At 63.8% G+C, this 25,850-nt stretch carries 21 protein-coding genes; 18 read left to right on the forward strand and 3 right to left on the reverse strand.

The genetic code is table 11. The features are described from left to right. Positions 1–223 precede the first annotated feature (223 nt). The 18 genes from Pla111_RS13005 (at position 224) to Pla111_RS13090 (ending at position 22,599) form a co-directional block, all read left to right on the forward strand. Positions 224–1,036: a ComF family protein gene (locus tag Pla111_RS13005; RefSeq protein ID WP_197525019.1), complete on the forward strand. Its 813-nt coding sequence runs from the start codon at positions 224–226 to the stop codon at positions 1,034–1,036. 200 nt (positions 1,037–1,236) lie between these two features. Next, positions 1,237–2,277 (forward strand): DUF502 domain-containing protein, encoded by a 1,041-nt coding sequence (locus Pla111_RS13010; protein WP_146574881.1) that lies wholly within the window; start codon positions 1,237–1,239, stop codon positions 2,275–2,277. Positions 2,278–2,325: 48 nt separating this feature from the next. Next, on the forward strand, positions 2,326–3,264 hold the full coding sequence (gene hemC / locus Pla111_RS13015; protein WP_146574882.1) for a hydroxymethylbilane synthase: 939 nt from the start codon (positions 2,326–2,328) through the stop codon (positions 3,262–3,264). 73 nt (positions 3,265–3,337) lie between these two features. Further along, positions 3,338–4,234 carry a flagellar hook-basal body protein gene (locus Pla111_RS13020; protein ID WP_146574883.1) on the forward strand — a complete coding sequence of 299 codons (897 nt, stop codon included), beginning with the start codon at positions 3,338–3,340 and terminating at the stop codon, positions 4,232–4,234. Positions 4,235–4,296: 62 nt separating this feature from the next. Further along, positions 4,297–5,097 (forward strand): flagellar basal-body rod protein FlgG, encoded by an 801-nt coding sequence (flgG, locus tag Pla111_RS13025; protein ID WP_146574884.1) that lies wholly within the window; start codon positions 4,297–4,299, stop codon positions 5,095–5,097. Between the two features lie 56 nt (positions 5,098–5,153). Then, a complete protein-coding gene (gene flgA, locus Pla111_RS13030) occupies positions 5,154–6,317 on the forward strand; it encodes a flagellar basal body P-ring formation chaperone FlgA (RefSeq protein ID WP_146574885.1) in 1,164 nt (387 codons plus the stop codon). Beyond that, on the forward strand, positions 6,314–6,991 hold the full coding sequence (locus Pla111_RS13035; RefSeq protein ID WP_197525020.1) for a flagellar basal body L-ring protein FlgH: 678 nt from the start codon (positions 6,314–6,316) through the stop codon (positions 6,989–6,991). Before flgA ends, Pla111_RS13035 begins: the two co-directional genes overlap by 4 nt. A gap of 2 nt (positions 6,992–6,993) precedes the next feature. Further along, positions 6,994–8,097 (forward strand): flagellar basal body P-ring protein FlgI, encoded by a 1,104-nt coding sequence (locus Pla111_RS13040; protein ID WP_146574887.1) that lies wholly within the window; start codon positions 6,994–6,996, stop codon positions 8,095–8,097. Positions 8,098–8,159: 62 nt separating this feature from the next. Next, positions 8,160–8,516: a rod-binding protein gene (locus tag Pla111_RS13045; protein ID WP_146574888.1), complete on the forward strand. Its 357-nt coding sequence runs from the start codon at positions 8,160–8,162 to the stop codon at positions 8,514–8,516. A 54-nt stretch (positions 8,517–8,570) separates the two neighbouring features. Beyond that, the gene (locus Pla111_RS13050) at positions 8,571–9,095 is read left to right on the forward strand and encodes a flagellar protein FlgN (protein WP_146574889.1); all 525 of its coding nucleotides are present in this window, start codon (positions 8,571–8,573) and stop codon (positions 9,093–9,095) included. A gap of 55 nt (positions 9,096–9,150) precedes the next feature. Then, positions 9,151–10,860, forward strand: coding sequence for a flagellar hook-associated protein FlgK (flgK, locus tag Pla111_RS13055; RefSeq protein ID WP_146574890.1), 1,710 nt, complete (start codon positions 9,151–9,153; stop codon positions 10,858–10,860). Positions 10,861–10,908: 48 nt separating this feature from the next. Next, positions 10,909–13,533: a flagellin N-terminal helical domain-containing protein gene (locus Pla111_RS13060; RefSeq protein WP_146574891.1), complete on the forward strand. Its 2,625-nt coding sequence runs from the start codon at positions 10,909–10,911 to the stop codon at positions 13,531–13,533. A 132-nt stretch (positions 13,534–13,665) separates the two neighbouring features. Beyond that, a complete protein-coding gene (gene fliW, locus Pla111_RS13065; protein WP_146574892.1) occupies positions 13,666–14,118 on the forward strand; it encodes a flagellar assembly protein FliW in 453 nt (150 codons plus the stop codon). 189 nt (positions 14,119–14,307) lie between these two features. After that, positions 14,308–14,532 (forward strand): carbon storage regulator CsrA, encoded by a 225-nt coding sequence (gene csrA / locus Pla111_RS13070; RefSeq protein WP_146574893.1) that lies wholly within the window; start codon positions 14,308–14,310, stop codon positions 14,530–14,532. A 693-nt stretch (positions 14,533–15,225) separates the two neighbouring features. Next, positions 15,226–17,670, forward strand: coding sequence for a flagellin N-terminal helical domain-containing protein (locus Pla111_RS13075; protein ID WP_146574894.1), 2,445 nt, complete (start codon positions 15,226–15,228; stop codon positions 17,668–17,670). Positions 17,671–17,912: 242 nt separating this feature from the next. Then, positions 17,913–21,047 (forward strand): flagellar filament capping protein FliD, encoded by a 3,135-nt coding sequence (fliD, locus tag Pla111_RS13080; protein WP_146574895.1) that lies wholly within the window; start codon positions 17,913–17,915, stop codon positions 21,045–21,047. A 39-nt stretch (positions 21,048–21,086) separates the two neighbouring features. Then, the gene (gene fliS / locus Pla111_RS13085) at positions 21,087–21,569 is read left to right on the forward strand and encodes a flagellar export chaperone FliS (protein ID WP_146574896.1); all 483 of its coding nucleotides are present in this window, start codon (positions 21,087–21,089) and stop codon (positions 21,567–21,569) included. A gap of 163 nt (positions 21,570–21,732) precedes the next feature. After that, positions 21,733–22,599: a menaquinone biosynthesis family protein gene (locus tag Pla111_RS13090; protein ID WP_146574897.1), complete on the forward strand. Its 867-nt coding sequence runs from the start codon at positions 21,733–21,735 to the stop codon at positions 22,597–22,599. A gap of 21 nt (positions 22,600–22,620) precedes the next feature. Here Pla111_RS13090 and Pla111_RS13095 read toward each other — a convergent pair whose 3' ends face one another. From Pla111_RS13095 to rpmG, 3 genes are all read right to left on the reverse strand, one after another. Next, complete coding sequence (locus Pla111_RS13095; RefSeq protein WP_146574898.1) at positions 22,621–23,262, reverse strand: DUF642 domain-containing protein; 642 nt, start codon at positions 23,260–23,262, stop codon at positions 22,621–22,623. A 361-nt stretch (positions 23,263–23,623) separates the two neighbouring features. Continuing rightward, a complete protein-coding gene (gene recJ / locus Pla111_RS13100) occupies positions 23,624–25,384 on the reverse strand; it encodes a single-stranded-DNA-specific exonuclease RecJ (RefSeq protein ID WP_146574899.1) in 1,761 nt (586 codons plus the stop codon). Between the two features lie 113 nt (positions 25,385–25,497). Continuing rightward, on the reverse strand, positions 25,498–25,674 hold the full coding sequence (gene rpmG / locus Pla111_RS13105; protein WP_146574900.1) for a 50S ribosomal protein L33: 177 nt from the start codon (positions 25,672–25,674) through the stop codon (positions 25,498–25,500). Positions 25,675–25,850: the final 176 nt, after the last annotated feature.

Genomic DNA, 25,850 nt, shown 5'->3' on the forward strand with positions numbered 1-25,850 from the left:
CAATCGGACAAAGGCGGAGGGGGTGTCCACCGAACGGGCGAGCGGTCGGGCGGCAGAGTGTCCCGCCGCACCCGCCGCGGGGTCAACACGGTTTCGGCGGGCGCGGGTAACTATGCTAGCGGTAACGCCAGCTACGCCGCTGCGGAGAATCAGCCGCATCGCTGCGGAGAGAAGGCGGTGTGCTAGCAGACCCCCAATCTGGCCCGTCAAGAGTGTCGTTATCTTGTCAGCTCGTGTTCCCCAGATTTGGCTGCCGGTTGTTGCCCGGCGGATACGCGGGGGGGCTTCGCTCGTCGTGCGCGGTGTCAGCGGTGCCCTGCTGGACTTAATAGCGCCGCCCCGCTGCTTGGCTTGCGGGCAACTACAAGAAGAAAGCCACGCCCGCATTGATTGGTGCGAAGCCTGTCGAGCCGAACTCGTTCCCCCGAGTCTCCGCGTCTGTCTTCGCTGTGCAACGCCCCTGGCGGCAGAGACTGTCGGGATCCCTGCCGCGCAAGACTGCCCGGTTTGCCGCGACGAGCGATGGGCCTTTGAATCGGTGGTAGCTCGGGGCGTTTACCGGGGTGTGCTGCGACAGCTACTGCTGGAAGCCAAGCATCCGCAGGGTGCCGCGGCGGCACGGGGGCTGGGGAGATTGCTCGCGGGAAGCGTACGCGAGCGGTGGCCCGGGGAGCTTTCGCCCCTGGTCGTGCCGCTGCCCATGCATTGGCGTCGACGCCTGAATCGGCGGATCAATTCGGCCGAGTGCCTGGCTGAGGGGCTGGCCGAGGGGCTCGCAACGAGGGCGACGCCGGTCCTCTGGCGGCGGCGGGCGACTCGGCAGCAGACGGCGGTGGCCCCCAGCAGCCGGGCGGCGAACGTGCGCGGCGCCTTTGCGGTTCGGTCCGGTGCGGCTCTAACGGGGAGAACAGTCTTGCTGGTTGATGACGTGCTGACGACCGGATCGAGCTGCTCAGCTGCCGCGCAGGCTTTGCGGGGGGCTGGTGCCGCGCGGGTCGTGGCGGTTGTCGCGGCTCGGCGAGTTGCGCCCGGCTGAGGCGTCGCGAAGCAGGTCCGTCTGGGTAAGCTCTCTGTTGCCGGTTGATAACCGGAGCCGATTGCGAAGAATGACGGAGCAAGGCGGCTCCGCGGACCGGCGGGTTTTCCTCCGGGTCTTGCAGGCTTGATCGGCCAAGGCGGGCCTCACTTACTGAAGCAATCCGCTCCGCCCCCCCGTTAGCCGGGACTGCGCCTGTCATGGCCGCCACCGCGCCGCTGCCCGAATCGCCCCCCCCCTCGCCGCTCGACCCGTTCCGACGGGCCGTCTTGCGCGGGCTTGGCGTCTTGCTGCCACCGCTGCTGACGATTGTCATCTTCTTGTGGGTTGGCAGCACCGTCGCCCGGTATGTGCTCACGCCGCTCGAAGACACGGTCCGCTACGTCTTGGTGGAGTACGCTTTTGGCGTTCGGGCTGCCGCCGACTTCAAGACACCTCCTGCCGAGGACGGGGCCGCGGTCTCGGACGATAACCAAACGCTCTGGCGCCGAGCCCCCGACGGGCTGTTTGTTTCAGACACGGTTTACTCCGAGGTCGAGAACTCGCTCAAGCGGAAAGACCCGCAGCCCGACAGCGCCCGCGAGTATCTCCGGCGCTATGTCGATGAGCGGTTCTTGCAACCGTGGATCGTGGTGCCGATCTTCTTGTCGGTCTTCCTGCTGCTGCTGTATCTGCTGGGCAAATTTCTGGCGGCCGGCATCGGCAACTTCTTCTGGAATCGGACCGAACGGCTCATCAACCGCGTTCCGCTCGTGAGCAACGTCTATTCGTCGGTCAAGCAGGTGACCGACTTCTTGTTCACCGATGGCGACCTCGATATCTCACGCGTCGTGGCGGTTGAGTACCCCCGCAAAGGGATCTGGACCGTGGCCTTCTGCACGGGCGAAAGCCTCCTTGATATTGAGAGCGCGGCCAATGAACCGGTGCTCAGCGTGCTTATCCCCACGTCGCCCATGCCGTTCACGGGCTTCACGATCACCATCAAGAAGAGCGAGTCGGTCGATCTAAATCTGACGATCGACCAAGCCTTCCAGTTTATTGTGAGCTGTGGCGTGGTGGTGCCAGCCCACCAGATCACGCGCTGGGTAAGCAACCGCGCTCAGACGGCCGAGGGGGGGCTTAGCCCCAAGCCTGTGTTAGAGGTCCGCACAAGCGGATCGAGCGCCGGATCGAACGGCTTGCCGAGCGGCGGAATCTCTCAGCACGGCCACCCGGCTAGTGGCACAGCCGACGACGCTTAGCCCCGCTAAGCAAAACCTCAGGGACGGGGCGCTGATAGCGCAAGGGAAATGACGCAACCGACAACCACGACTGCTCCGCTCCGGTTGGGGTCCCGCGGCAGCAAGCTTGCGCGCTGGCAGGCCGAATGGGTTGCCAAGCAACTCTCGGACGCCGGCGTTGCCGTCCAGATCGTCGAGGTTCGCACCGCGGGCGACGTCCGCCAAGTGGGACCGATCGAGACGATCGGCATGGTGGGCGTCTTCACCAAAGCGATCCAAGAGGCGTTGCTCGACGAGCGGATCGACTTTGCAGTGCACAGCCTGAAAGACCTGCCCACGACGCCCGTGCCGGGGTTGGAGGTCGTAGCGACCCCGCCCCGCGCGCCGCTGGCCGATGCCCTCATTGCGCACCACGCCGCTTCGCTCGCCGAGCTGCCCGCCGGCGCGCTAGTTGGTACGGGCAGCTACCGTCGCCGCGCGCAGCTGCTGAACGCCCGACCCGACCTGCAAGTGGGCGACCTCCGCGGCAACGTCGAGACGCGCCTCGCGAAGCTAGATGCCGGCGATTACGACGCCATCTTGTTGGCCGAAGCGGGCCTGCACCGGCTGGGATTGAGCGATCGGATTGCTTGCCGACTGTCCCCCGCCGAGATGCTGCCGGCACCGGGTCAGGGGGCCCTGGGCATCGAGTGCCGCGCCGCCGACACCGCCACACAGACCGTCCTAACGCCGCTGAACGATCCGATCACGCATCTTGCGGTGCTAGCGGAGCGCAGCGCGCTGGCCCGGCTCGAAGGGGGCTGTTTGGCCGCGCTGGGGGCTTGGGCCCGGCTCGAGGGGGCTGCTCTGTGTTTGACCGTGGGCGTGTTCCGTGAAGACGGCCAGCGCCGGCTCGACGCCCAAAGTGCCGCCGAGTGTGCGACCCCCGCTCAGGCCGTCGCGCTGGGAAGGGCGGTCGCTGAGGACCTGCTCGCCCAGGGGGCCGCCGATCTGCTGCGCGCACGCTAGCGGTCAGATCGGCCGATCCGTCGAGCGGCAGTTCTTGCCGATCGAGCAAAGCGGTAACCGGCGTTGATTGCCGATGCGGTCGCGCGCGACCTCGCAAGAGCGGCACGAGGTTCTTCGTTTAGGGCAGTTTCTCGGTTCACGGCCCGTTTGGCGCGCCGCGTGCATAGAGGGGTTTCGCAAGCAGGGGGGCAACCTGCTAGCAAAGAACGGAACCATGTCGTACGGCATGTACCTCGCCGCCGAGGGCGCTCAGGCCCAATCGAAGCGGCTGCAAGTTATCGCGAACAACATCGCCAACGTCGATACGGTCGGCTTCAAGCCGGACGTCGCCGTGTTTCAGTCGCGCTACGCCGAGGCGATTCAGCAGGGCAAGGTTCCGCCCTACTCGCGCACGCTCAATGACCAGGGTGGCGGTGTCAAAACCATCGAGACCCGTACCGACTACTCCGCGGGGCAACTCCAACGCACCGGCGACCGGGGCGACGTTGCGATCATCGGCGAGGGGTTCTTTGTCGTGCAGGGCGAACAGGGCGAACCGCTGCTGACCCGCGCAGGATCGATGATTATTGACGCCCAGAATCGTTTGGTCTCGTCCGGCACGGGCCGCCCGATGCTCGATACGGGGGGCGGACTGATCGAGGTCACGCCCGATCAGCCTTGGGAGATCACGGCCGACGGCGCGTTGCAGCAAGGATCGAATCGGATTCCGCTCGCACTCGAGATGCCCGCTTCACTGGGGGACCTGACCAAGGTGGGCTCGAACGCCTTCCGCTCGCGCACGCCGACCGTGCCGGTTCCGACCGAAGGCCGCGAGGTGCGTGCCGGCTGGCTCGAAATGTCGCGCTCGAACGCGACCCAGCAGATGATGGCCATGATCGAGACCCAGCGCGCCTTCGAAGCCAACACGCAAATGATCCGCCACCAAGACGAAGCGACCGGATCCTTGATCGGTCGCGTGCTGAGCGCGTAACCGCTCTCAGCCCGCTTGCTTCCCCCCCAACGAACAATTCCTTTCTACCCCCCGACGACGCCATGAGCCTCCAATCGCTGTACACCGCCGCGACCGGCATGCACGCCATGGAGACCAAGCTGGACGTGATCGCCAATAATCTGGCGAACACCAGCACCACCGGCTTCAAGAAAGACCGAGCCAACTTTGAGGACCTGTTCTATCGCCAAGAACGGCTTCCTGGTTCGACTGACGCTGACAGCAACATCACCCCCACCGGCATCGAGGTGGGCCTGGGCGTGCGGGTTTCGAGCACCCAGAGCGACTTCGATCAGGGCTCGTTCCAGCAGACCGGCAACCAGCTCGATTTTGCGATCGAGGGGGACGGGTTCTTTGAGGTTCAGGGCCTCAACGGCGAGCAGCTTTACACTCGCGCCGGCAATTTTGGACTCAACGCCAACGGCGAGCTGGTGCTCGGGTCGGCCCACACCGGCTTCCGTTTGCAACCCAATATCACGATCCCGCCGAATGCTACTGGTGTGCTGGTGACGGCCGATGGCTCGATCTCGTTCAGCACGAGCGAGAATCCTGAGTACACCCAGCTCGGACAGCTTCAGCTAACAACCTTCATCAACCCCGACGGCTTGCTGAAGATGGGCGACAACCTGTTCCGTCCCACGGAAGCCTCCGGCAACGCCGTGCAGAGTTTGCCGGGGCAGCTTGGCGTGGGCCTGATTCGTCAGGGATCGCTCGAAGCGTCGAACGTGGATCCGACAACCGAGTTGATCGACCTGATCAACACGCAGCGCAGCTTCGAGCTGAACTCGCAGGTCGTGCGGGCGGGCGACGAGGTGATGGAGCTGATCGCCAACCTGCGTCGCTAGTCCCTGAGTTTCTAGCGTCGCGTTAATCCTCGTTCTTCCCCCGTGTTGTGGTTCTCGTGTTCTGTTTGCTCGCCTTCTTGTTGTCGATCCTGCTGACCGGTTCCGGCTCCGGTGCGGCGGATATCGTCTTCCGCGACGTAGCCCGCCCATTGGCTTCGATCGTTCGTCTGGGAGACATCGCCCAGATCGAGACGAACGATGCGACCGAGCGCGAGCGGTTGCGTCTGCTGCCGCTGATGCCGATCCCCTCGCCCGGCGAGTCGCTACACGTACGGGCGCAAGCCACCCGCGAGCTGCTGCAGGCTAGCGGCGAGGCCCTCAGCGCTCATCGCTTTCAAGGAGCGATCGTCACGCAGGTGTATGGCCCCGCCGCTCCCGCCCAGCCGTTTGCCGTTGAGGCGCGCCCCACCGAAGCCGGCCAGTGGCGTCCCACACCTCGCTCGACCACCGCTTCAAGACCGGCAACCGGTTTTCGTCCGGCGGCGCAGGCTAGCAAACAGAAGACCTCCGGTTCGCCGGTGCGGGTCTCGCCCCGCGAACGCCGCGAGCGTTATGCCGCGATGCTCACCGCGGTCAACCAAGTGGCGACCGCCGCGGGGGTGCCGCCGACAGTTCGTGCCGAATCGATCGATACGACGGGCCTGCCCGACCAGATGCTGCTGGATCTTGCCGGTGCCCAACCGACACTGCCCGCCGCGGACAGCATCGGACCTGATGTGCCGGTGGCGGTAACTTTCCGTACGGCAAACGCCGCCGCGACACTGCCCGTGACTTTTCGCGAAGTGCGTCTGGTTATTTATACGCTCAGCTCCGTGCCACGAGGCGGGTTGCTGACGGCGGCGAATGTCGTGCTGCTTCCGGAAGATGCCAGCGTCCGCCCCGCCCCCGCCGACGCCTTTACCGCACTCGATCAGGTCGTTGGGCTCGAGGCCCAGCGAAGCCTGCGTGCTGATGAGCCCTTGAGCCCTAACAACTGCGTCGGCCCTCTCCTGGTGCGCCGCGGCGAACCGGTGACGGTCAGCAGCGGGGTGGTGGGAATCACGGTCAGCGTGCGTGGTATCGCTCGCAACGATGGTCGCAAAGGCGACTTCGTGGCGGTCGAAATCGAAGATCGGCAACGGCTCGATGCCCGCGTGGTTGGCCCCGGTCGACTCGCCATACTCGGAGCCGGTCCCGATGAGCGACTAACGGCGGGTGACCGCCTTGGAGGATGGCAATGAACCGCTTCACGTTGATGGCAGGCGTGCTGATCGCGCAGGCGATTGTGGCGGTGGCCGCCGCGCAGGATTCGAGCCTGCTGCTAGTACGCCCGACACAATCCGCGAACGGTGCGACCCTGCAGAACAGCTCGTTCATGTACCAGGCGCTGCCGCCCGAGGCGATGAACCAACCGCTGAAAGTGGAGAGCATCATCACGGTGCTGGTCGACTACCGCTCGGTCATGCAGAGCGAGGGCAACGGCGAATCCACCAAGATCGGTGCCTTTAGCAGTGTCCTCACGGACTGGATCGCGTTTGACGGCAAGAGCATCTTCCCGGCGGCCCAGCGGCGCGGCGATCCAACGATTGCCGGCACGCTCAACAGCCAGTATCGGGCCGATTCGTCGATCGAACAGCGCGAGGCTCTCACGTTTCCGATTGCCTGCAAAGTGGTCGATATCCGCCCTAACGGAAACCTCGTTATCGAGGGGCGTCGCTCGATCGAAGTCAACGAAGAAGTGTGGGTCACGTACCTGATGGGAACGGCTCCGCGGCAGCAGATTGGCCCCGACCTAACGATCCGTGACAACGCGATCACGGACCTGAACATCCGTAAGTACGAAGAGGGAGCGGTGCGTGACGGTTACTCACGCGGCTGGCTCTCTCGCTGGTACGGCAAGACCAAGGCGTTCTGATCATGCACGGCATCAAGCTCACCGCGCTCACAACACTTCTAATGACCGTCCTCGCCGGCGTTGCCGCTGGGCAGAACGACATTCGCTTGCGCGACATCGCGCGCATCAAGGGACAGGAAGAGAACGTGCTGCGCGGCCCCGGCTTGGTCGTTGGACTCAACGGCACCGGTGCCCAGAACGATCCGGCGACCATGCGGGCTCTGGCCCGATCATTGGAGCTGATGGGCAACCCGATCTCGCAGACGGGTCGCTTTGATGACGCGACCCAGCAAGCGCTGCGGAACGTGAAGAACGCGGTGAGCGTGATCGTCACCGCGACCGTTCCCGCAACCGGTGCCCGCAGCGGCGATAAGCTGGATTGCCACGTCAGCGCGCTCAGCGGCAAGAGCCTGCTGGGCGGGCGGCTGGCCTTTGCGTCTCTGCAGGGGCCCAACACACAAGACAACACGGTCTACGCCGTTTGCGAAGGACCGATTCAGCTCGACATGGCCGGACAGCCGATGGTCGGTCACGTCATCGGTGGTTGCCAGATGGTTCGCGATGTGACCACGAGTTACGTTTCCGAAGACGGCTGGGTGACCTTCGTCCTGGACCCTAATCACGCTGGCTTCTATGTCGCGATGGAAGTCGCCGAGCAGCTCGGCACGAGCTACTCAGAAGACTACATGCGCGACGCCCGCGAAGACGTGCATCGCTACGTCCAGGCGCTCGACGCCGCGAACATCCGCGTGCAGATCCCCAAGGAAAGCCGTCGCACGACAACCTCGCACGGGGCCGAGGTGACCTTCATCGGCGACCTCATGGATACACGCATCATCTTTGCCGAACCCGAAGCGCGGGTGGTGGTCAACACCCGCACGGGCAGCATCGTTGTCGATGGCGACGTCGCGATCGGTGACGTGCTCTACACGCACCGCAACCTGACCGTTGATACGCAATCCGCCACGTCTTTCATGGCGATCGCCGATGGTCAGACAACCCGGCCCAAGCTGGATCGCCTGCTTGAAGCGCTGTCGAACCTGAAAGTCTCAGCGGACGACAAGATCGACATCATCCGGGCCCTGGCAAAGGCCGGCAAGTTGCACGCCAAGCTGATCATTCTGTAGCCCCCGCTTGCCGCTCAGCCGCCAATTGGCAGAACCGACTCACTCGAACGGATGCGAATAAGATGAGCCCCCTCTCCTCGATCACCTTCCAGCAGGGCCTCAAGCCGGCCGACCCCGTTACCGAGGCACGCGAGCTGAAGGAAACCTTCGGCCAGTTTGTCGGCGAGACGCTCTTTGGGACGATGCTCAAGGTGATGCGTGAGAGCGTGGGCGAGCCGGCCTACTTCCACGGCGGATCGGCCGAGAAGCACTTTCAATCACGCCTCGATGCGCAGATGGCCACGAATCTGGCCGAAGGGCAGGGGGCCTCGATCAGCGAAGCGCTCTTTGAACAGCAGTTCCCTGGCCAAGCACGGCTGCTGGCCGAAGCTACGCCCAGCGCTCCGCTCGATCAGTTGAATGCCCTCCGTCGCTACTGATCAATCTCTTTTGGTTCGGCTCAACTTTACGCTCACTTAGCTCGGTCGCTACTCATGCCCGCTGCCAACGACATTGCCCCGGCCCCCCGGCATGAGCGATCCGACGCTGACTGGGAACGCTTGCTCTCGGGTTTGCTCGAGGAGCTGTCCGGCGTGCAGACGGACTTGCTAGCGCTGCTAGCTAAGAAGCGAGCGATGCTCATGGCTTCGGATCGGGTCGGGCTGGTAGCGCTGCAGCCGGAAGAAGAAAAACTCACGCAGCGGTTGAGCGACTGCCAAGAACGCCGCGCTGAGTTGCTCGCCGAGGCCGGCGGCCAAGGCAAGCCAAAGGCCGACCTGCGCATGCTGGCGGCTTCGCTGGAAGGTGCCGCGAGGCTGAGGCCGGCGCTGCGCTCGGCACAGCAACGCGCACGGTTGGTGCAGCACCACAGCCTCGCCAACTGGGTGCTCGTGCAGCGGACGCTGCTGCACCTCTCGCAAATGGTCGAGATTGTCGCTACCGGCGGCCGTAAACCGCCGACTTACCAGAAGAAGGGGCCCGCAGCGGCGGGCGGCTCTTTACTCGATCACGCGGTTTGACCAGCTTACCACGCGCGCCGCTAGCACGTGGGCGCGCTGGCGGAGTTAGCTCGGTATGTCGCTCTTCGGATCGCTGCAGACCGCTAGCAATACGCTTCAGGCGATGCAGATCGGCCTGCAGGTGGTTGGCAACAACATTGCCAACGCTAACACCGAAGGCTTCATTCGTGAGCAGGTTAACTACGCGCCCGCGCCGGTACAGCGTCGCGGAGGCCTGAATATCGGCCTCGGCGTGGTGGTTGATAGCATCACGCAAAAGATCGATGACTTCTTGGGCAACCAGCTGCGCGACGCTTCGGCGGATCGTGCGGCAGCGGACATCCAGAACGAGGCCTACAAGGACCTCGAGGCTCTGCTGGGTGAGCTCACCAATAACGATCTGAGCACGGGTCTGACCAAGTTCTTCGGTGCGATCGAAAACACCAACAACGCCACGGCAGGCGATCCCTACTCGTCACGCAACCTGGCCGTGCTGGAAGGTGAACGGCTGGCCGGCGAGATCCGCCGCATCGATCAACGGGCCAAAGCGCTGCGCGACAACTACGACAACGAGATCGCGACCTCGGTCGGCCAAGTCAATCAACTGGCGCTCGAGATTCAGCAGTTCAACATCCGAATCACGCAAACCGAGGCCGGCTCAGTCGGTTCGAGCGACGCCGGTGCGCTCCGGACCCAGCGGAACAACAAGCTAAACGCCCTGGCGGACCTGATCGATGCGACCGTGGTCGAGCAGCCCAGTGGCGGTCTGAGCATCGCAGTAGGTGGCGAATTCTTGGTGTTCGAGGGGCAGCGACGCGAGATCTCTCTCGAAGTTGCCGATGGCACGGGCGAAGCCGAATCACGCTTGGTCTTTACCGACAGCGGCAAGCGGTTGGACCTTGCGAGCGGTCGAATCTACGGCCTGACCCAGTCTCGCGACACGGTCGTCGATGGCTTCCGCGACCAGCTTGATGGGTTCGCCAAGAGCCTGATCAACGAGTTCAACAAGGTTTACTCACAGGGGCAGGGCCTGGTGGGCTTCGATACGCTCACCACCCAAGAAGCCGTTCTTGATCCCAACGCCGCTCTCGACGCGGCGGGGCTCACGTTCTCCCCCACCAACGGCGAGTTTCGTCTCGACGTAGCGAACACAAATACGGGCGTCATCACGCCGACTTGGATCACGATCGATCTGCTCGGCACTAGCGGCGATCCCAAGACCACGCTTGCCGATCTAGCGGAGCAGCTCGACAACGTGACGGGCATCAGCGCCTCGATCAACGTGAATGGCCGACTGACGCTGGCCTCTGAAACGAGCGATACCCGCTTCACGTTCGCCGAAGACACGAGCGGCGTGCTCGCTTCGCTCGGTCTTAACTCGTTCTTTACCGGCAGCGGGTCTTCCAACATCGGTACGAATCGTGAACTCAGCGGCATCGCGAATGCGGGTAAGTTTGCCTTGAGCCGGGACGGGGTCGAAGGCCGCAACGCGATCGCGCTGGCGGCGCTTGCCGATCAGCCCCTGGCGTCGCTCGACGGGGCCTCGATCTACGACCAGTACGACCAAATGGTCAACGAGTTGTCGCAACGATCGACCGTGGCCGGCTCGATCGCCGACGGCTTGGGTGCCTTCGAATCGACCCTGGAAAGCGAGTTCCAGTCGATCAGTGGTGTGAACATCGATGAAGAGGCGATCGATATGATCTCGCTCCAGCGGATCTATCAGGCCACGGCGCGTTACATCTCGGTAGTTCAAGCCATGCTCGACGCACTGGTCGCGATCTAAATCTCGGCCCTCTGATTCTTCCCCCTCAACCGCTCGACGGCTGATTCTGTGTCAAATATCCTGCCGCTATCGTCGACCCGTGTGACCGGTGCGTTGACCCGTCAACGGATCACGCAGCAGGTGCAGAGCGACCAGAACGAGCTGTTCCGGCTGCAGAATCAGCTGAGCACCGGATACCGCATCTTCTTGCCGAGCGACGATGCCTCGGCCGCACAGCGGGCCATGGCGCTGCAGCGTTCGATCGAGCGCAAAGAGCAATCAGCGACCAATCTGCAAGGGGCCCAAGCAGCGCTCGTGACGACCGAATCGTCGCTGGCGAATGTTTCTTCGCAGCTTTCGAGCTTGCGGGGCGAGGTGCTGGGGGTGGTCGGCACGCTATCGACCGATGAGCAGCGTTCCGCGGTCATCAACACGATCGATCAGCTGATGCTCGATCTGCAGCGCGTGGGCAACACGACCCTCACCCAGACCCACTTGCTGGGCGGTGCCCAGACGGCCAATGCCCCCTACTCGGCTTACAAAGGCTTCGTCGATTACTACGGTGACGAGTTGTCGTCACAAACCTTTATCGATATCGGCTACCTGTTCAATAATTCGTCCCCGGGCGACGAAGTGCTCGGTGGCCTGTCCGAAGCCGTGCGCGGGGTGGTGGATCTTCAGCCCCAGCTGAACCCCACGACGCGTCTGTCACAGATCAACGGCGGGTTGGGACTGAGCCCGGGCGGGGCCATCTCACTGACTTTCAATCCCACCGCGACGACGGTTCCGACAACAACTGTCACGATCGATCTGAGCGCTGCCTCAACCGTCGGCGACGTTGCTCGATTGATCGAAGCGGGGGCGCCCGCAGGTGCCGAGATAGCGGTTGAGGTGTCAGGCAACGGGCTGCGTCTGACGGCAACCAACGGCGAGTTCTTGATCGAGGAAGTTGCTGAAGGTGCCACAGCGCGCGAGCTTGGCATCCGCAACCTGACGCTTGCCACGGCCAGTCTGCAGGGGACCGATCTCAACCCCCGCCTGACGATTACCGACCGTCTCGACGAGTTGGTGGGCACCCGCGCACGCGGCCGCATTGTTTCGCCGGGCGACAACAACGATCTTACGATCACTGCCAACCAGAACGGTGCGGATTTTAATGGCGTGACGGTCGAGTACGTAGCCGGTACTGCGGCAGCGGCTGTGTACACTTCAGCGACCAACACCCTGACCGTGTCCGTCGTTGCCGGCAGTACGACCGCCACCGAGGTAGCCGCCGCGATCAACGCCGAAGGCACGTTTACGGCCCAGGTTGATCGACGCGACCAAGCCACGGCCAACTTACGCGGAACCGGAGCGGTAGCGCTCGGGGCCTCGCTCGGCGTGGGGATCGACGGCGGCAGCGGGACGACGCTCGATCTGAGCGGTGGTCTCCAGATCACCAACGGCGGTGAAGAGACTTTCGAGATCGATACGTCTTCTGCCGAGACGGTGCAGGACCTGCTGAATCTGCTCAACAAGCGTGAGTATGGCTTGGCAGCGAGCATCAACGCGGCCGGCAACGGGCTGGATATCCGTTCGCGCCGCAGCGGTGCCGATCTAACGATTGGCGAAAACGGTGGAAATACCGCGACCGCGCTGGGCGTTCGCACCTATACCGATGCGAGCCGGCTCGCCGATTTCAATCGGGGCGTTGGCGTTGTGATCGAGACGTCGAGCGCCGACGAAAGCCCCACTCAGAACCGCTTTCAGATAACGCTTCGCGACGCCGGTACCACCACCACCTACGACATTGACTTGACGGGCGATCCGCCCGTCACGACCGTCGCCGACCTGCGGGCCCAGATCGCGGCACAGACCGGCGGTGCTGTTACGGCGGAACTGGCGACGGTCGGCAACGGCTTGGTGCTCACGCGCACCGACGCGGTTGATACCGCCGCGGCAGCAACGGGTTCAGCGACGATCGGCGGCGATGTGCTCACGCTGACAGCCGATACGCCCGGATTGGCAGGCAACCGGCCGTTCACGATCGAGGTGATCGATTCACTCGGTGGAGGGCTCACAGCCAGCGTGGTAGGCGATGCGATTACGGTCGATCTGGGCGGCGGAACGCCCGACACGGATGCGATCGCCACGGCGATCAGCAACGCCCTGGCGGGCTACACCGTCACGGCACCGACCGTTCCGGCGGTAGTTAGTGCCCCGGTCGCCGTGCAGTCGTTCGCGGCCACGGGCGGTTATGAGGCGGATTCGATGGTGGTTTCGGGAGAAATCGCCGAGCGGCTCGGCTTCTTCAGCGAAACCGATACCTCGATCACCACTACCACGGCCACGGCGGCGTCGACGGATCGCCACACGCTTGAGGTGGATAGCGTCTTCAATACGCTGAGCCGGATGCGGCAAGCCTTGCTCGATGGCGACGGTGTGCAGGTTGGTCGTGAAATTGATCGTCTCGACGCGGATATCAACCGCGTGAGCTTCGGCCGTGCCGAAATCGGCGTCCGGCTACGAACGCTCGAAGACGTTAGCGATCGCTTGGCGACCGAAGACGCGACGCTCCGAGAATCGTTGTCGCGCGAGATCGATGCGGATCTGGTCGAGGTGATCTCCGACCTGACGGCTCAGCAAGCATCGCTAGAAGCTTCGTTGCGGACCTCCGCAACGATCTTATCGCTATCGATCCTTGACTTCATCTAAGCGGGTCCGCTGCCGCTCGTTTTAGTTGTACCGGATCGACCGGCGTAGCCGATCCAATTGACATAGCAGTGGCATGCGCGCTCAGAGAGCGTGATCGGACTCAGCAGAACACTTCCGACAGGGAAGCGGGCGATGCAGATCAACACCACACGGTTCGGAGCGGTCGAGATCCGCTCTTCGGATATCATTGACTTCCCGCTGGGCCTGATCGGTCTGGAGGGTTGTCGTCGGTGGGTGGTATTCGCCGATGCCCAAAACGAAGGCCTGGGCTGGCTCCAGTCGCTGGATCGGGCGGAAGTCGCCCTGGCGATTGTGAGCCCCCGCCGGTTTGTTTCGGGATACCGCGTCAGGGTTGCCGCTCGCGATCTGCAGGTGCTCGAGGCTCCGCAAGACTCTGACTTGCAGGTGGTTGTCAGCGTGAGCCATCACGACTCGGGCCCCCAGGGCGGCGGTTTGTCGCTGAACCTCAAGGCCCCGTTGGTAGTCTGTTTGGAAACCCGTCGGGGCCGGCAGATTATCGCTAAGGACGATCATCCGGTGCGTCACTGGCTCGGACGCCGCCTGCCGATGCGTCGCTCCGCCTAAGACGGATTCACAAACAGGGCCGAAAAGGCCCTACAACCGGAGTGTGGCGGGCTCAGATACAGGTCAGCGGCTGAGGGGTCCGATAGCAGCAGGTGTTGACGGATTGCCTGCACGCAACCCGTGCCTGTTACCTATCCATTCGTTTGGTCCGCATGCTCCCGCGTCGGCCACCTTGCAAGGAATGACCCCATGCTGGTCCTCTCAAGACAGCGCGACGAGAGCATCATCATTGGCGACAACGTGGTGGTCACGATCGTCGATGTGCGGGGAGATAAGGTTCGGCTGGGGATCGACGCTCCGGTCGAGATCCCCGTTCACCGCCGCGAGGTTTACGAGGCGATCCAGCGTGAAAACCGTCGCGCGAGCGAGATCTCGTCCAACGACGCACGCGGCGTGACGGGCGACAAGGAATAGTTCCGCCTGTTAACGGAGCCAAGCGGGATTGGTTGCCAATCTTTCTGCCCGCTGACTCACACGGGAACCGATTGTCTCGACAGAGACATTCATTAGCGGTTCCCTCTTTTCTTTCTGACCTGCGCCGTGTTCTGCGCAGAAAAGCGGCTGTGCTTGGCACCCCGACGGCCTGCTGGCAAGGCCGTCGTGAAGATCGCCGGTCGTTGTTCTCTCGACCAAGCCGGTGTCAAGCAACGCTGTCTTCAGCAATTTCGCTCCGGTGCCGGTTGCTGAATGCAACGGCTTTAACGCCGCGGACTTGGTGGCCCACCCTACCGAAAATCGGATTCGCAACGCGTTATGCGGGTTGTGCTGATTGCGGGGACGGGGGACCTAGAAGACCTCTTGGAATCAGTGCTTGCACTCACTAGCGCGCACTCAGCAGACGATACGTTCGCGTAGGTCCTCATCCCTTCGTTAGGTGGTGGGGCTACGGAACCATTGTTCAGGATCGCTCGCTGGGTTTGAACCGTGAACTTGAGGCGCGTGGACGCACGCTCCTGAGCCACGATCGGCCGTCAGAGAGTCACCGCACGGAAGACAACAACAAGACGGCGGTCGGGACCCAGGTTCCCTCGACGCCACGACACGCAGTGCAACCCCGCGGGGCGGCACGGTGTGCCTCATGTACCACGGACCATTAAGGGGAGTGCGATGACACGCATCAATACGAACGTCAGTTCGCTGGTTGGTCGTAACAACCTGCAGAACGCCAACGCTAGCCTGTCGCAGTCGCTCACGCGCCTGTCGACCGGTTTGCGGATTAACACCGGCAAGGACGACCCGGCCGGTTTGATCGCTAGCGAAAACCTGCGGAGCGACATCACGTCGATCCGCCGTGCGATCGGTAACACCGACCGTGCGAATCAGGTGATCGCGACGGCCGACTCGGCTCTGGGTCAGGTCAGCTCGCTGCTGAACGACATCCGCGGCCTGGTGACCGAATCGGCCAACTCCGGCGCCCTGTCGGACGAGCAGATCGCGGCCAACCAGCTTCAGGTCGACTCGTCGCTCGAAGCGCTTAACCGGATCGCCCAGACCACGACCTTCCAGGGTCGTCGCCTGCTGGACGGCTCGCTCGACTTCACGACGACCGCCGGCACCAACTTCTCGAACATCTCGAACCTGCAGATCGACCAGGCCAACCTGGGCGCCACGGGTTCGGTTGCTGTGGACGTCAACGTGACGACCGCCGCCACACAAGCCACCGTCGGCGTTGCCAACATCCCCGCTGGTGGTGCCGCAACGGCTTCCACCGGCAGCCTTGCGATCACCGCCGTCAGCGCCGCCGCCCAGGCGTCGTCCGGCCAGATCGACCTGAGCATCGCCGCGACCGCCGCTTCGGGCACCATCGCGCTGACCAACGGTGGTTTCGATATCACCGCTGCTACGGCCGGTGCGGCTGGTAACACCTCGACGCTGGCGATCAACATCGTTGACACGACCTCGTCGCTCGGTGCCACCTACGACTCGGGCACCAACACGATCACGGTCAACGCGGACATCACCAACGATGCCGGCAACTGGACCGTCGGCGATATCGCCACGGCGATCGACGGCCTGACCGAGTTCGACACCTCGAACGTCACCACTCCAGCTGGTGCTGGTGCGGCTCAGTCGCTCACCGCGCAGTCGCTGACCGGTGGCGAAGACGCCTCGACCGAGTCGATCACCGTTACCGGTGCCGCTGCTGGCATCTCGGGTAACGTTGGTATCACGATCGTCGAAGCCAACGGCACCGGTGCGACCCCGGTGGTTGGTGGCGATGCGACCAACGGTTACACGATCACGATCGACGACACCGTCGCGACGAGCGTTGCGGATATCACTTCCGCGATCAACGGCCTGGCCGAAGTCGGTGCCACATCGACGAGCACCCGCTCGTTCCTTGGCAGCGCCGACACCGCGCCGGCAGCGTTGACGCTGTCGAACGGTTCGGATCAGACGTCCAGCACCGAGACCATCGCGATCACCACGGTTGCCGGCAACACCGGCTTCAGCATCACGTTGGCCGAGAACTCGTCGGCGACCGCGGGCACGCCCGTTGTCACCGGTGACGCGACCAACGGCTACACCGTGACGGTCAACGACACCGGCAACACCACGGTCCAGCAGATCCGTGCTGCGATCGAGGGCATCGCCGAAGTCGCGACCGCGACCTACTCGGGATCCGCCACCTACAACGCCACGAACAGCGCTCCTCCGTCAGCCCTGGCGCTGACCGGCGGTACGGCTGCGGGCGGCCTGTCGGCCGCGGTTGTGTTCGAGCTGGCCGGAGCCAACGGCTCGGAAGTGCTTTCGTTCGGCGTCGGCACATCGCTGACCGACCTGATCGCGGGCATCAACTTGGTTAGCGACGCCACCGGCGTTCGGGCTGCCGCCAACGCCACGACGGCGACGACGCTCGACCTGACCTCGTCTGGCTACGGTAGCAACGCGTTTGTTGACATCAGCGTCATCAGCGAAGGCACCGGAGCGACTCCCGCTGGCACGTTCACCACGGCCGTCGGCCAGGGTCAGCGTTCGGTTGGAGCCGATGTCGTGGCCTCGGTGAACGGCGTGGTTGCAACCGGCAACGGCAACGAGTTGTCGATCAACACCGCGACGCTTGACCTGTCGGCGACGCTGACAGCCGGTTTCACCGGCACTTCCAGCTTCACGATTTCTGGCGGCGGTGCTCTGTTCCAGCTTGGCCCGGACGTGGTCAGCAACCAGCAGGCCCGTCTCGGCATCGGCAGTGTGAACACCGCCCGCCTGGGCGGCACCAGTGGCAAGCTGTTCCAGCTCGGCACGGGTGGCCTGGCCGACCTGTCGAGCGACCCGACGACCGCCGCGCGGATCGTTGAGGACGCGATCGATCAGGTGACCTCGCTTCGCGGTCGCTTGGGCGCCTTCCAGCGGACGTCGCTGGAGACGAACAAGAACGCCCTGAACGATACGCTCACGAACCTCACCGAGGCCGAGAGCAGCATCCGTGACGCCGACTTCGCCGAAGAAACCGCGAACCTCACCCGTTCGCAGATTCTCGTCCAGTCCGGCACACGAGTTCTGGCGATCGCCAACCAGAACCCGCAGAACGTCTTGGCCCTGTTGGGTTAAGGTCGCGAGCGGTAAGTCTGGCGGCCTAGCCGCTAGCATCCACACGACGTACGAGCCGGTCCGTTCCCCAAGGTGGGGAACGGACCGGTTTTTTCGTTTAAGCAGGAGCGGCCGGCTGCAGGTGAAGCCGCCAGCTTTACCCAGCCGATACTGACAGCGGACGTGTGCGCACCAGCCGTAACCTAGGCTGATAGTGCAGTTAGCACCGTTCTAGCCCTTGCCCCGCCTCGCACAGCGATCGCATGTCTCGGATTTCCTCAACCGGCATCACGACCTCGGCCGGCTTGATCTCCGGGCTGCCGATCGAAGAGACCGTCGATCAGCTGATCTCGCTGTCGGCGCGGCCCCGGACGCTGCTGTCCAATCGCACCGCGGGCTTACGCAGCGAGCGGGCGGCCATCGATCAGCTTTCCGCACGCGTGCTGGCACTGCGTTCCTCCGCTTCGCGCTTCAACTCGCTTTCGACTTTCACTGGTCGTAAAGCCGCGTCATCGAGCACGGCGGTAACGGCTCGGATTGCCGCGGGAGCTTCGCCCAGTGCCGGCAGCTATGAGTTCACGCCGCTTCGCACCGCTTCGGCCCACCAACTGGTCTCGGGCAGCTTCCAGAGCCTGGACGACACCCTCGGCGGGGGCACGCTACGCCTGGGCTTTGGCGGGCAGGTTGATAAGGGCATCGACCTCGCGCAGCTCAACGGCGGAAACGGCGTCGCGCCGGGTCAGATCAAGATCAACGACAAAAACGGTGACTCAGCGGTCATCGACCTGCGCGCAGCCCAGACGATCGATGACGTGCTCAGCGCTATCAACACCTCGGTCGACATCGACGTCACCGCTTCGATCGACGGTGACCAGATCGTCTTGACTGACAACACAGGTGGCACGGGCACGCTCACCGTGCGGGATGTAGGTCTCGGCAGCACCGCCCAAGGGCTCGGCTTGGCCGGCTTGACTGCCGCGGGAGCCACGACTTCCATCACCGGAGCCGACGTCTACAGCCTGACGGTCAACACCCGCCTAGAGACCCTCAACGACGGTCTCGGAGTGGATACGGGTAGCGACGTCGAAGGCGTTGATGATCTCAATATCTCGCTGCGTGACGGTGTCACGAACCTGGGCGTCGATCTCAAAGGTGCCGAGACGCTGGGCGATGTGATCAACGCCATCAATTCGGCTGACGGTAACGACGGCAAGCTCACCGCCTCGATCCGCGCGGACGGACGTGGGATAACGCTTACCGATAACACCGGATCAACGGCCGCCAACTTGACGGTCACCAGCGACTTCGGTTCGGCAGAAAGCCTGCGCATCGATACGGGCTCGGCAGGTGTTGCGGACAACAGCGTTTCCGGGCGTCTTGTCTCGGGTTTGCGTGACACGTTGCTCGCGAATCTCAACGGCGGCGCCGGCTTTGAGTTGGGTCAGATTGATGTCACGGATCGCAGTGGAGCCACGGCGACCATCGATCTTTCTGGTGCCGAGACGCTCCAAGAAATTGTCGAAACAATCAACAACGCAGGGATCGGTGTCGCGGCACAGATCAACAACGCCCGCAGCGGGATCTCCCTTACCGACACCTCACAAGGATCGGGCAATCTGGTGGTTGCCGACAGCGGCGCAACCACAACGGCCACCGACCTAGGGATCGCTGTCGATGCCGCGGTGGCGTCGGTCAACTCGGGCACGCTGAGCCGCCAGACCGTTGGTCGTTCGACACGGCTCGACTCGTTGCGTGGCGGAGCCGGCATCGACGTGGGCGACTTCCGCATCACCAACTCGGCGGGGATCTCCGGTGCCGTGGATCTGAACAAGATCGGCGACGAGGCGGAGACCGTCGGCGACGTGATCGACGCCATCAATGCACTGAACCTTAACGTCCGGGCAGAGATCAATTCGTCGGGCGATGGCATTTTGCTGACCGACACCGCAGGGGGATCGGGCTCGTTTACGGTGGTCGAAGTGGGTAACGGCACGACGGCCGCCGACCTCAACCTGCTGGGGGCTTCGACCACCACCAACGGATCTGGCCAAGCGACGATCAACGGCTCTTATGGCTACGAGATCGATCTGGACGCCCTTGCCGCCACAACCGACGGCGTCTCGCTCGCCTCGCTGAATGGGGGTGAGGGCATCGACCTGGGGGTCTTCGAGATCACCGATTCGGCGGGCAACACGGCCTTTGTCAATCTGGGAGAGGCCGGGGCCGAAGCGTTTACGATCGATGATGTAATCAGCAAGATCAACGCCCAGAATGGCGTCGCGGTGACGGCATCGCTCAACGATGCGGGCACGGGCATCGTGCTGACCGACAACGCGGGGGGGCAGGGCAGCCTGAGCGTGGTCGATCGGGGCAGCGGAACCGCCGCCGCCGACCTCAAGATCGCTCGGACTTCGACCACCAACAACGCCTCCGGCCAGCAGACGATCAACAGCGGCTTTCTGTTCTCGGCCGATGCCGCGACCGACGGCACACTTGAAGCGCTAGTGAAGCGGATCAACGAGCTTGATGCCGGCGTCACGGCCTCGGTGCTCAATGATCTGAACGGGTCAAGGCTCGTGCTGACCGCCGATAAACCGGGTGCCGCATTTGAGCTGCTCCTGGACACCGGCGACAGCGAGCTCACGTTCACCGAGACCAATCGGCCGGCCGATGCCGCGGCACTGTTCGGCCCCAGCGGGTCGGGCGGCGTGGTGGTTCGTTCGCAGACAAACGATTTCAACAGCGTGATCGACGGGATCAACCTGACGGTCAACGAGGCTTCGGGCACCGCCGCGCGGATCGATGTGACGGTCGATAACACGCCGCTGGTCAATGCAGCGCAGAGCTTCGTCGATGCGTACAACTCGTTGCGTACGTCACTCGATGATTTTACGTCGTTCGACGAAGAGACGCTCACCACCGGAATTCTGTTCGGTCGTAACGAGGCGCTGCGGGTCGATGCGGATCTCTCGAGGATCCTTTCGAGCCGGGCCATTTTTGGCACCGACTACGGCTCACTAGAAGCGGTCGGGATCAGCCTGAACGCGGAAGGCCGGTTGACGCTCGATCGCACGCAGCTAACCGAAGCGTTTGCCGACGATCCCGAAGGCGTCGAACGGCTGTTTCAAGACGATCAGCGCGGCGTCGCCAAACGGTTGACCCAGACGATTGATCAGCTTGCCGGAGCCGGCAGCTCGCTGCTCTCCAGCCGCTCCGACGCCCTGCAGCGCACGATCGAAGCGAACGACTCGCGGATCGAGCTGATGACGGCCTCTTTGGACCGTGAGCGTGATCGCTTGCTGCTGGACTTTATCCGCCTGGAAGAGACGATCGCCCTGCTGCAATCTAACACCACGGCGCTAGAGAATATCCAGTTCATCCAGATCCAGAACAGATAACCCCCTCGCTTTCCCCGTTACGCGAACGGAATTTTTTTGATGTCCACCAATCTAAACCGCGAATACCTCGAGGCCCGAGTCCAAACGGCCAACTCGGCGCAGCTTCACTTAATGCTGCTCGATGGTGCTCTGCGCTTCGGTCGTGAGGCGGAGAAAGCGGTGCTGCGGCAAGACGAGCTCGCGGCGCATCCCGCCCTGATGCGGACCCTGGACATTGTCGAAGAACTGCTTGTAGGCGTGAAGGACCAGAAGACGGACCTCAATGCGAAGCTCGCCAAGCTGTACGAGTTCGTTTACGCCCGGCTGACGAGCGTCTACGTGAACCTCGATAAACAGCTGATGGCCGACGCCCTGCGTGTGCTGGAGTTCCAACGCGAGACCTGGCGTCAGGCGTGCGAGAAGCTCACCACCGAGGCCCGGGACGAGTCAGCCGCTGCCAAGCCGGCGACCAAAACCGCCGCCCCCAAGCCTCATCTGGGTGGCTCGCCGGTGACCACGCCGGGGCTGACGCTCGAAGCGTAGGCGGATCTCCGCTGGGGCTGGCTGGAGCGTGAGGGCCGATCGGGGTAGGGTTTTAGAAGCGCGGAGTGAACCGAGGCCTCGGCTTGCGGTCACTGCCGTGAGGGCTGCCGCAGCGTCGGTTGCCCCGAAACCTAGCCCGCCTTCCCCTCCATTCGTCGCTCTCATGCCCGCCACTAAGCAGCTCATCCGCGTCGGACACAGCCCCGACCCCGACGACGCGTTCATGTTCTACGCGCTCGCCAAGGACCTCCTCCCCACGGGCGACTACCAGTTCACCCACGAGCTGGTTGATATCGAGACCCTCAATCAGCGAGCGTTCTCGGGCGAGCTCGAGTTGACCGCGGTCAGCATCCACGCTTACGCCTTCCTGCAAGACAAGTACATGCTGTGCAACTGCGGCGCAAGCATGGGCGACAACTACGGCCCGATGGTCGTTGCCCGCGAGCCGTGCACCACCGACGAGCTGCGCCGCAAGCGGATCGCGATTCCCGGCAAACTCACGAGCGCGACGCTGTCGCTCCGCCTGTATTTGGGCAGCGACTTTGACCACGTCCTGGTGCCGTTCGACCAGATCATTCCCGCCGTCGCCGCGGGCGTTTACGAAGGCCAGCCGGTCGATGCGGGCCTGCTGATCCACGAGGGGCAGCTCACTTACGGTGACCAAGACCTGAAGCTCATCGTCGATCTAGGATGCTGGTGGTACGACGAGACAGGCGGTTTGCCCTTGCCGCTGGGGGCGAACGCCATTCGCAAGAACCTTGGCACGGAGACGATCCTGGCCGTCGAGAAGCTCCTCGGCCAGAGCATCGACTACGGTTTAGACCATCGCCAACCGGCGCTCGACTACGCGTTGCAATACGGCCGCGATCTGGACAACCAGAAGGCGGACAAGTTCGTTGGCATGTATGTCAACGACTGGACACGCGACTTTGGCGACAAGGGACGCGAAGCGGTCCGCCTCTTCCTCCGCCGCGGCTACGAAGCGGGCGTGCTGCCCGAGCTGGTCGAGCCCGAGTTTGTTGGTCGCTAGCGCTACGCACCGAGTCGATCGTTAGCGTTGCCGCGGCTTGATGCCGGCGAAGCCCATCAGCAGCAGCAGGAGTGCCACCGGTTCGGGCACGGCAGTCAGCGTGACGTTATCGAGCATCGCATCGAAGCCGCCGCCGCTTGACGGGGCATCGGACAAATCCAGGAACCGTACGCTTGTGCTGTTGCTCGTGGCAACAAAGCTGAAGACGTAGCTGTCGTAAACGGTGGCGTCGGGTGTCGAAACGCCGGGGCCCGGTGTGTTGTCCAGTACGGTTGCCGCGATCAGGTCGCCCGTATCTGCCGCCGGGAGTGGCGCTGCGCTGAAGATATCAACCGCAAGTCGGGCCACTTCGATCGGTTGATTCGCCGAGTACTTGCCCAAATCGAAAGCGATTTCGTAGGTGGCACCCGGCGTGGTGGCGACGGTCTGGGCGAGCGATCCGTTCGAGGGCACGTTGCCGAGGCTGAACGCGACCGCCAGCAGTCCGTCGGTCGTTGCTTGCCCCGCGCTCAGGTCGAGGTTCCCCACGGCCTGCCACAGAGCCGGTGTCGAACCAGCGGCGGTCTCAAAGCTTCCGTTAGCGATCAGGTTGGCGGACGCCAGGGTTGTCATCGCACCGGCCAAGGCCAACGCCGTGAACAGACAAGCGGGGGCTGATTGCATGAGGTCGCCTCCAGCAAGAAGAAAAGAGGGGGTTTTCCTTCCCAAACGACTCCGGTCCTTGCTACTCGGAGACGCCAATGCGGAACTATCGCCCGCGCCAGACACCTTGCGATAGGGTCATCACGAGCCGAGGTAACCCGCAGCGCTAACGATTGCAAATTTCGTTTCTCGGAGCAGCGTTTCGCCACGCCCCAATCGGGGACCAGTGCCGGTTGTCGTGGGGGATCATGCAGAGGGGCACCCCTCAACCTCTGAAACCGATTCTTACTCAACCGGCTCTTCGCGCTCAGATTGATCGTTGAGCGAGCCGTGAGCATCACACGCGGCCGCGAAAAACGCAGTTAATTGGCGGGCGAAAATCTCACTGCCCCGGTTTCCAGTCTGCCAGGCGCATCTCCACGGTGCGGTACCCGCGGAAGGTGTTGATCAACGGCTGGAAGGCGATCTCGAGCGGGCCGGTCGCTGCGCGGAGCTCGTTTTCCCAGTCGCCCGCGCCGAAGGCCACCGCCCGCAGCTTCACACCGTGTTGTTCGAGATCGACGCTCAGGTGCCGACCCGCTCCTCCCATGCGCCGCGGCGGACCGGCTAGCCGGACGTCACTCGCGCACAGCATCGGCCGCTCGTTGCCGTGTCCGAAGGGGGCGAGCCGTTCGATCTGCGTAACGGTCTGATGGGTTAGCGAGGCAAGCGAGGTTTCGGCGTCGATGCGGAGTTCGCCCGCTTGGCCGTCGGGTCCCAGCTGCTGGGCGGTGTGAGCGCAGAAATCGATGCGGAAGGCATCAAGGTTCGCCTCGTCGATCCGTAGGCCCGCCGCGGCCGCGTGGCCGCCGTGGCTCGCCAGGTGTTCGCCCGCTGCCGCGAAGGCGCGATGCAAATCGAATCCGGGGATGCTGCGGCCCGAACCGGTGCCCGGCTTGCTGCCGAGCTTATCAAGCGATACGACCACCACCGGCTTGTGGTACTGTTCGGCAAGCTTGCCCGCGACGATGCCGATCACCCCCGCATGCCAGCCCCGGTCTGCGAGCACCAGTGCTGGGTCGTGCGCCGGATCGAACCGGTCTTTGGCCTGCTTGCGGGCGGCGAGCAGCACGCTCCGCTCGACGCTCTTGCGTTGCTCGTTGAGCTCATCGACATAGTCGGCCAGCTCGGCCGCGCGACGCGGGTCGTCGGTCGCCAGCAGCTCGACGCCCAGCTCGGCCTGGCCGAGCCGTCCGGCGGCGTTCAGCCGCGGTGCCATCGCAAAGCCCAGATCTTCGCCCGACAGGTCGGGCTTCTTGCCGAGCTGCGCGACCCGTTCTAGCTCCACCACACCCGGCACGGGACTGTGCCGCAAGGCGTTGAGACCGTGGCGGACAAGGATGCGGTTCTCGTCGATGAGCGGCACGACGTCGGCCACGCTGCCGATGGCGGCAAGCCCGACGGCCTGCATGAGCATCCGCCGCATCGGTTCGGAAACGCGGCCGCCTTGGCCGCCGTGCTGCGCGTCGGTCACCCGTTGGCACAGGGCCCAGGCCAGCTTGAAGGCGACCGCGGCACCGCACAGGCCGGTGAACGGATAGTCCTCACCGGGCAGGCCCGGATGGACAATCGCCGCGGCGTGCGGCAAGCGTTCGGCCAGCTTGTGATGATCGGTGACCACCAGATCGATGCCCAACTCACGGGCCAGATCCGCTTCGGCGAGGCTCGCGATGCCGCAATCGACTGTCACGATGGTGCGGGCCCCCTCGTCGGCCAGGGTGCGGATCGCGCCGGCGTTGAGCCCATAGCCCTCTTCCATGCGGTGCGGCACATAGAACCGCACGTCGGCACGGAGCAGCCGCAGGCATCGCAAGAGGATCGCGGCGGCCGTCATGCCGTCGGCGTCGTAGTCGCCGTAGATGACGATCGGCTTGCGCTGCTGGAGGGCCTCCAGGAGCACATCGCAGGCGCGTTCGACGCCGGGCAGAAGCTGGGGATCGCGGAGCCCGGTGAGCTTGGGCTCAAGAAAATCGCGGGCAGTCGTGGGATTGTCGATCCCGCGGGCGATCAGCAGTTGTGCGACAACGGTCGGCAGTCCGGCGGCCCGTTCAAGGGCCGCGATCCGGGCCGGATCGTGCGTCGCCACACGCCACTGCTTGGCCATGCCGTCCCTGACCTTGGGGGTAAAGCCGCCACTGCCCCCGAGTTAAAGCAGACCCTACGAGGATCAGCGCGAACCGCCGGGGGGCACCGCGACCAAGCGAACCCCACGCCGTGCTACTTCTTCTTCTCGACGTGGATCGTGTGCTTGCGCAGGCGCGGCGAGTACTTGCTCAAACGCAGCTTCTCACCACCCGGCTTGCGGCGGATCGTGTAGTTGTAGTCGCCTGTCTCCTCGCACACGAGGAACAGACTCTCAACCTTCTTCTTGCGTTTTCCGCCGCTCTTGGCCATGGCGTTATCGGGGGGCGCTGTAGGGCTCGATCGACCGCACGTGCGAGGACGCGCGGCCTGTGTAAGTCGGCGGAGGTACCGCCAAGCCCCGCAAGATATCGGCTGAGCCGCCGCTTGGGAAGGTGTCCGCACGACGAGTCGGGCGGGAAAGATCGGGCACCCCTCGGCAGGGGGGT

Origin of the sequence: Botrimarina hoheduenensis, from assembly GCF_007859815.1 — a bacterium.
Lineage (GTDB): Bacteria > Planctomycetota > Planctomycetia > Pirellulales > Lacipirellulaceae > Botrimarina > Botrimarina hoheduenensis.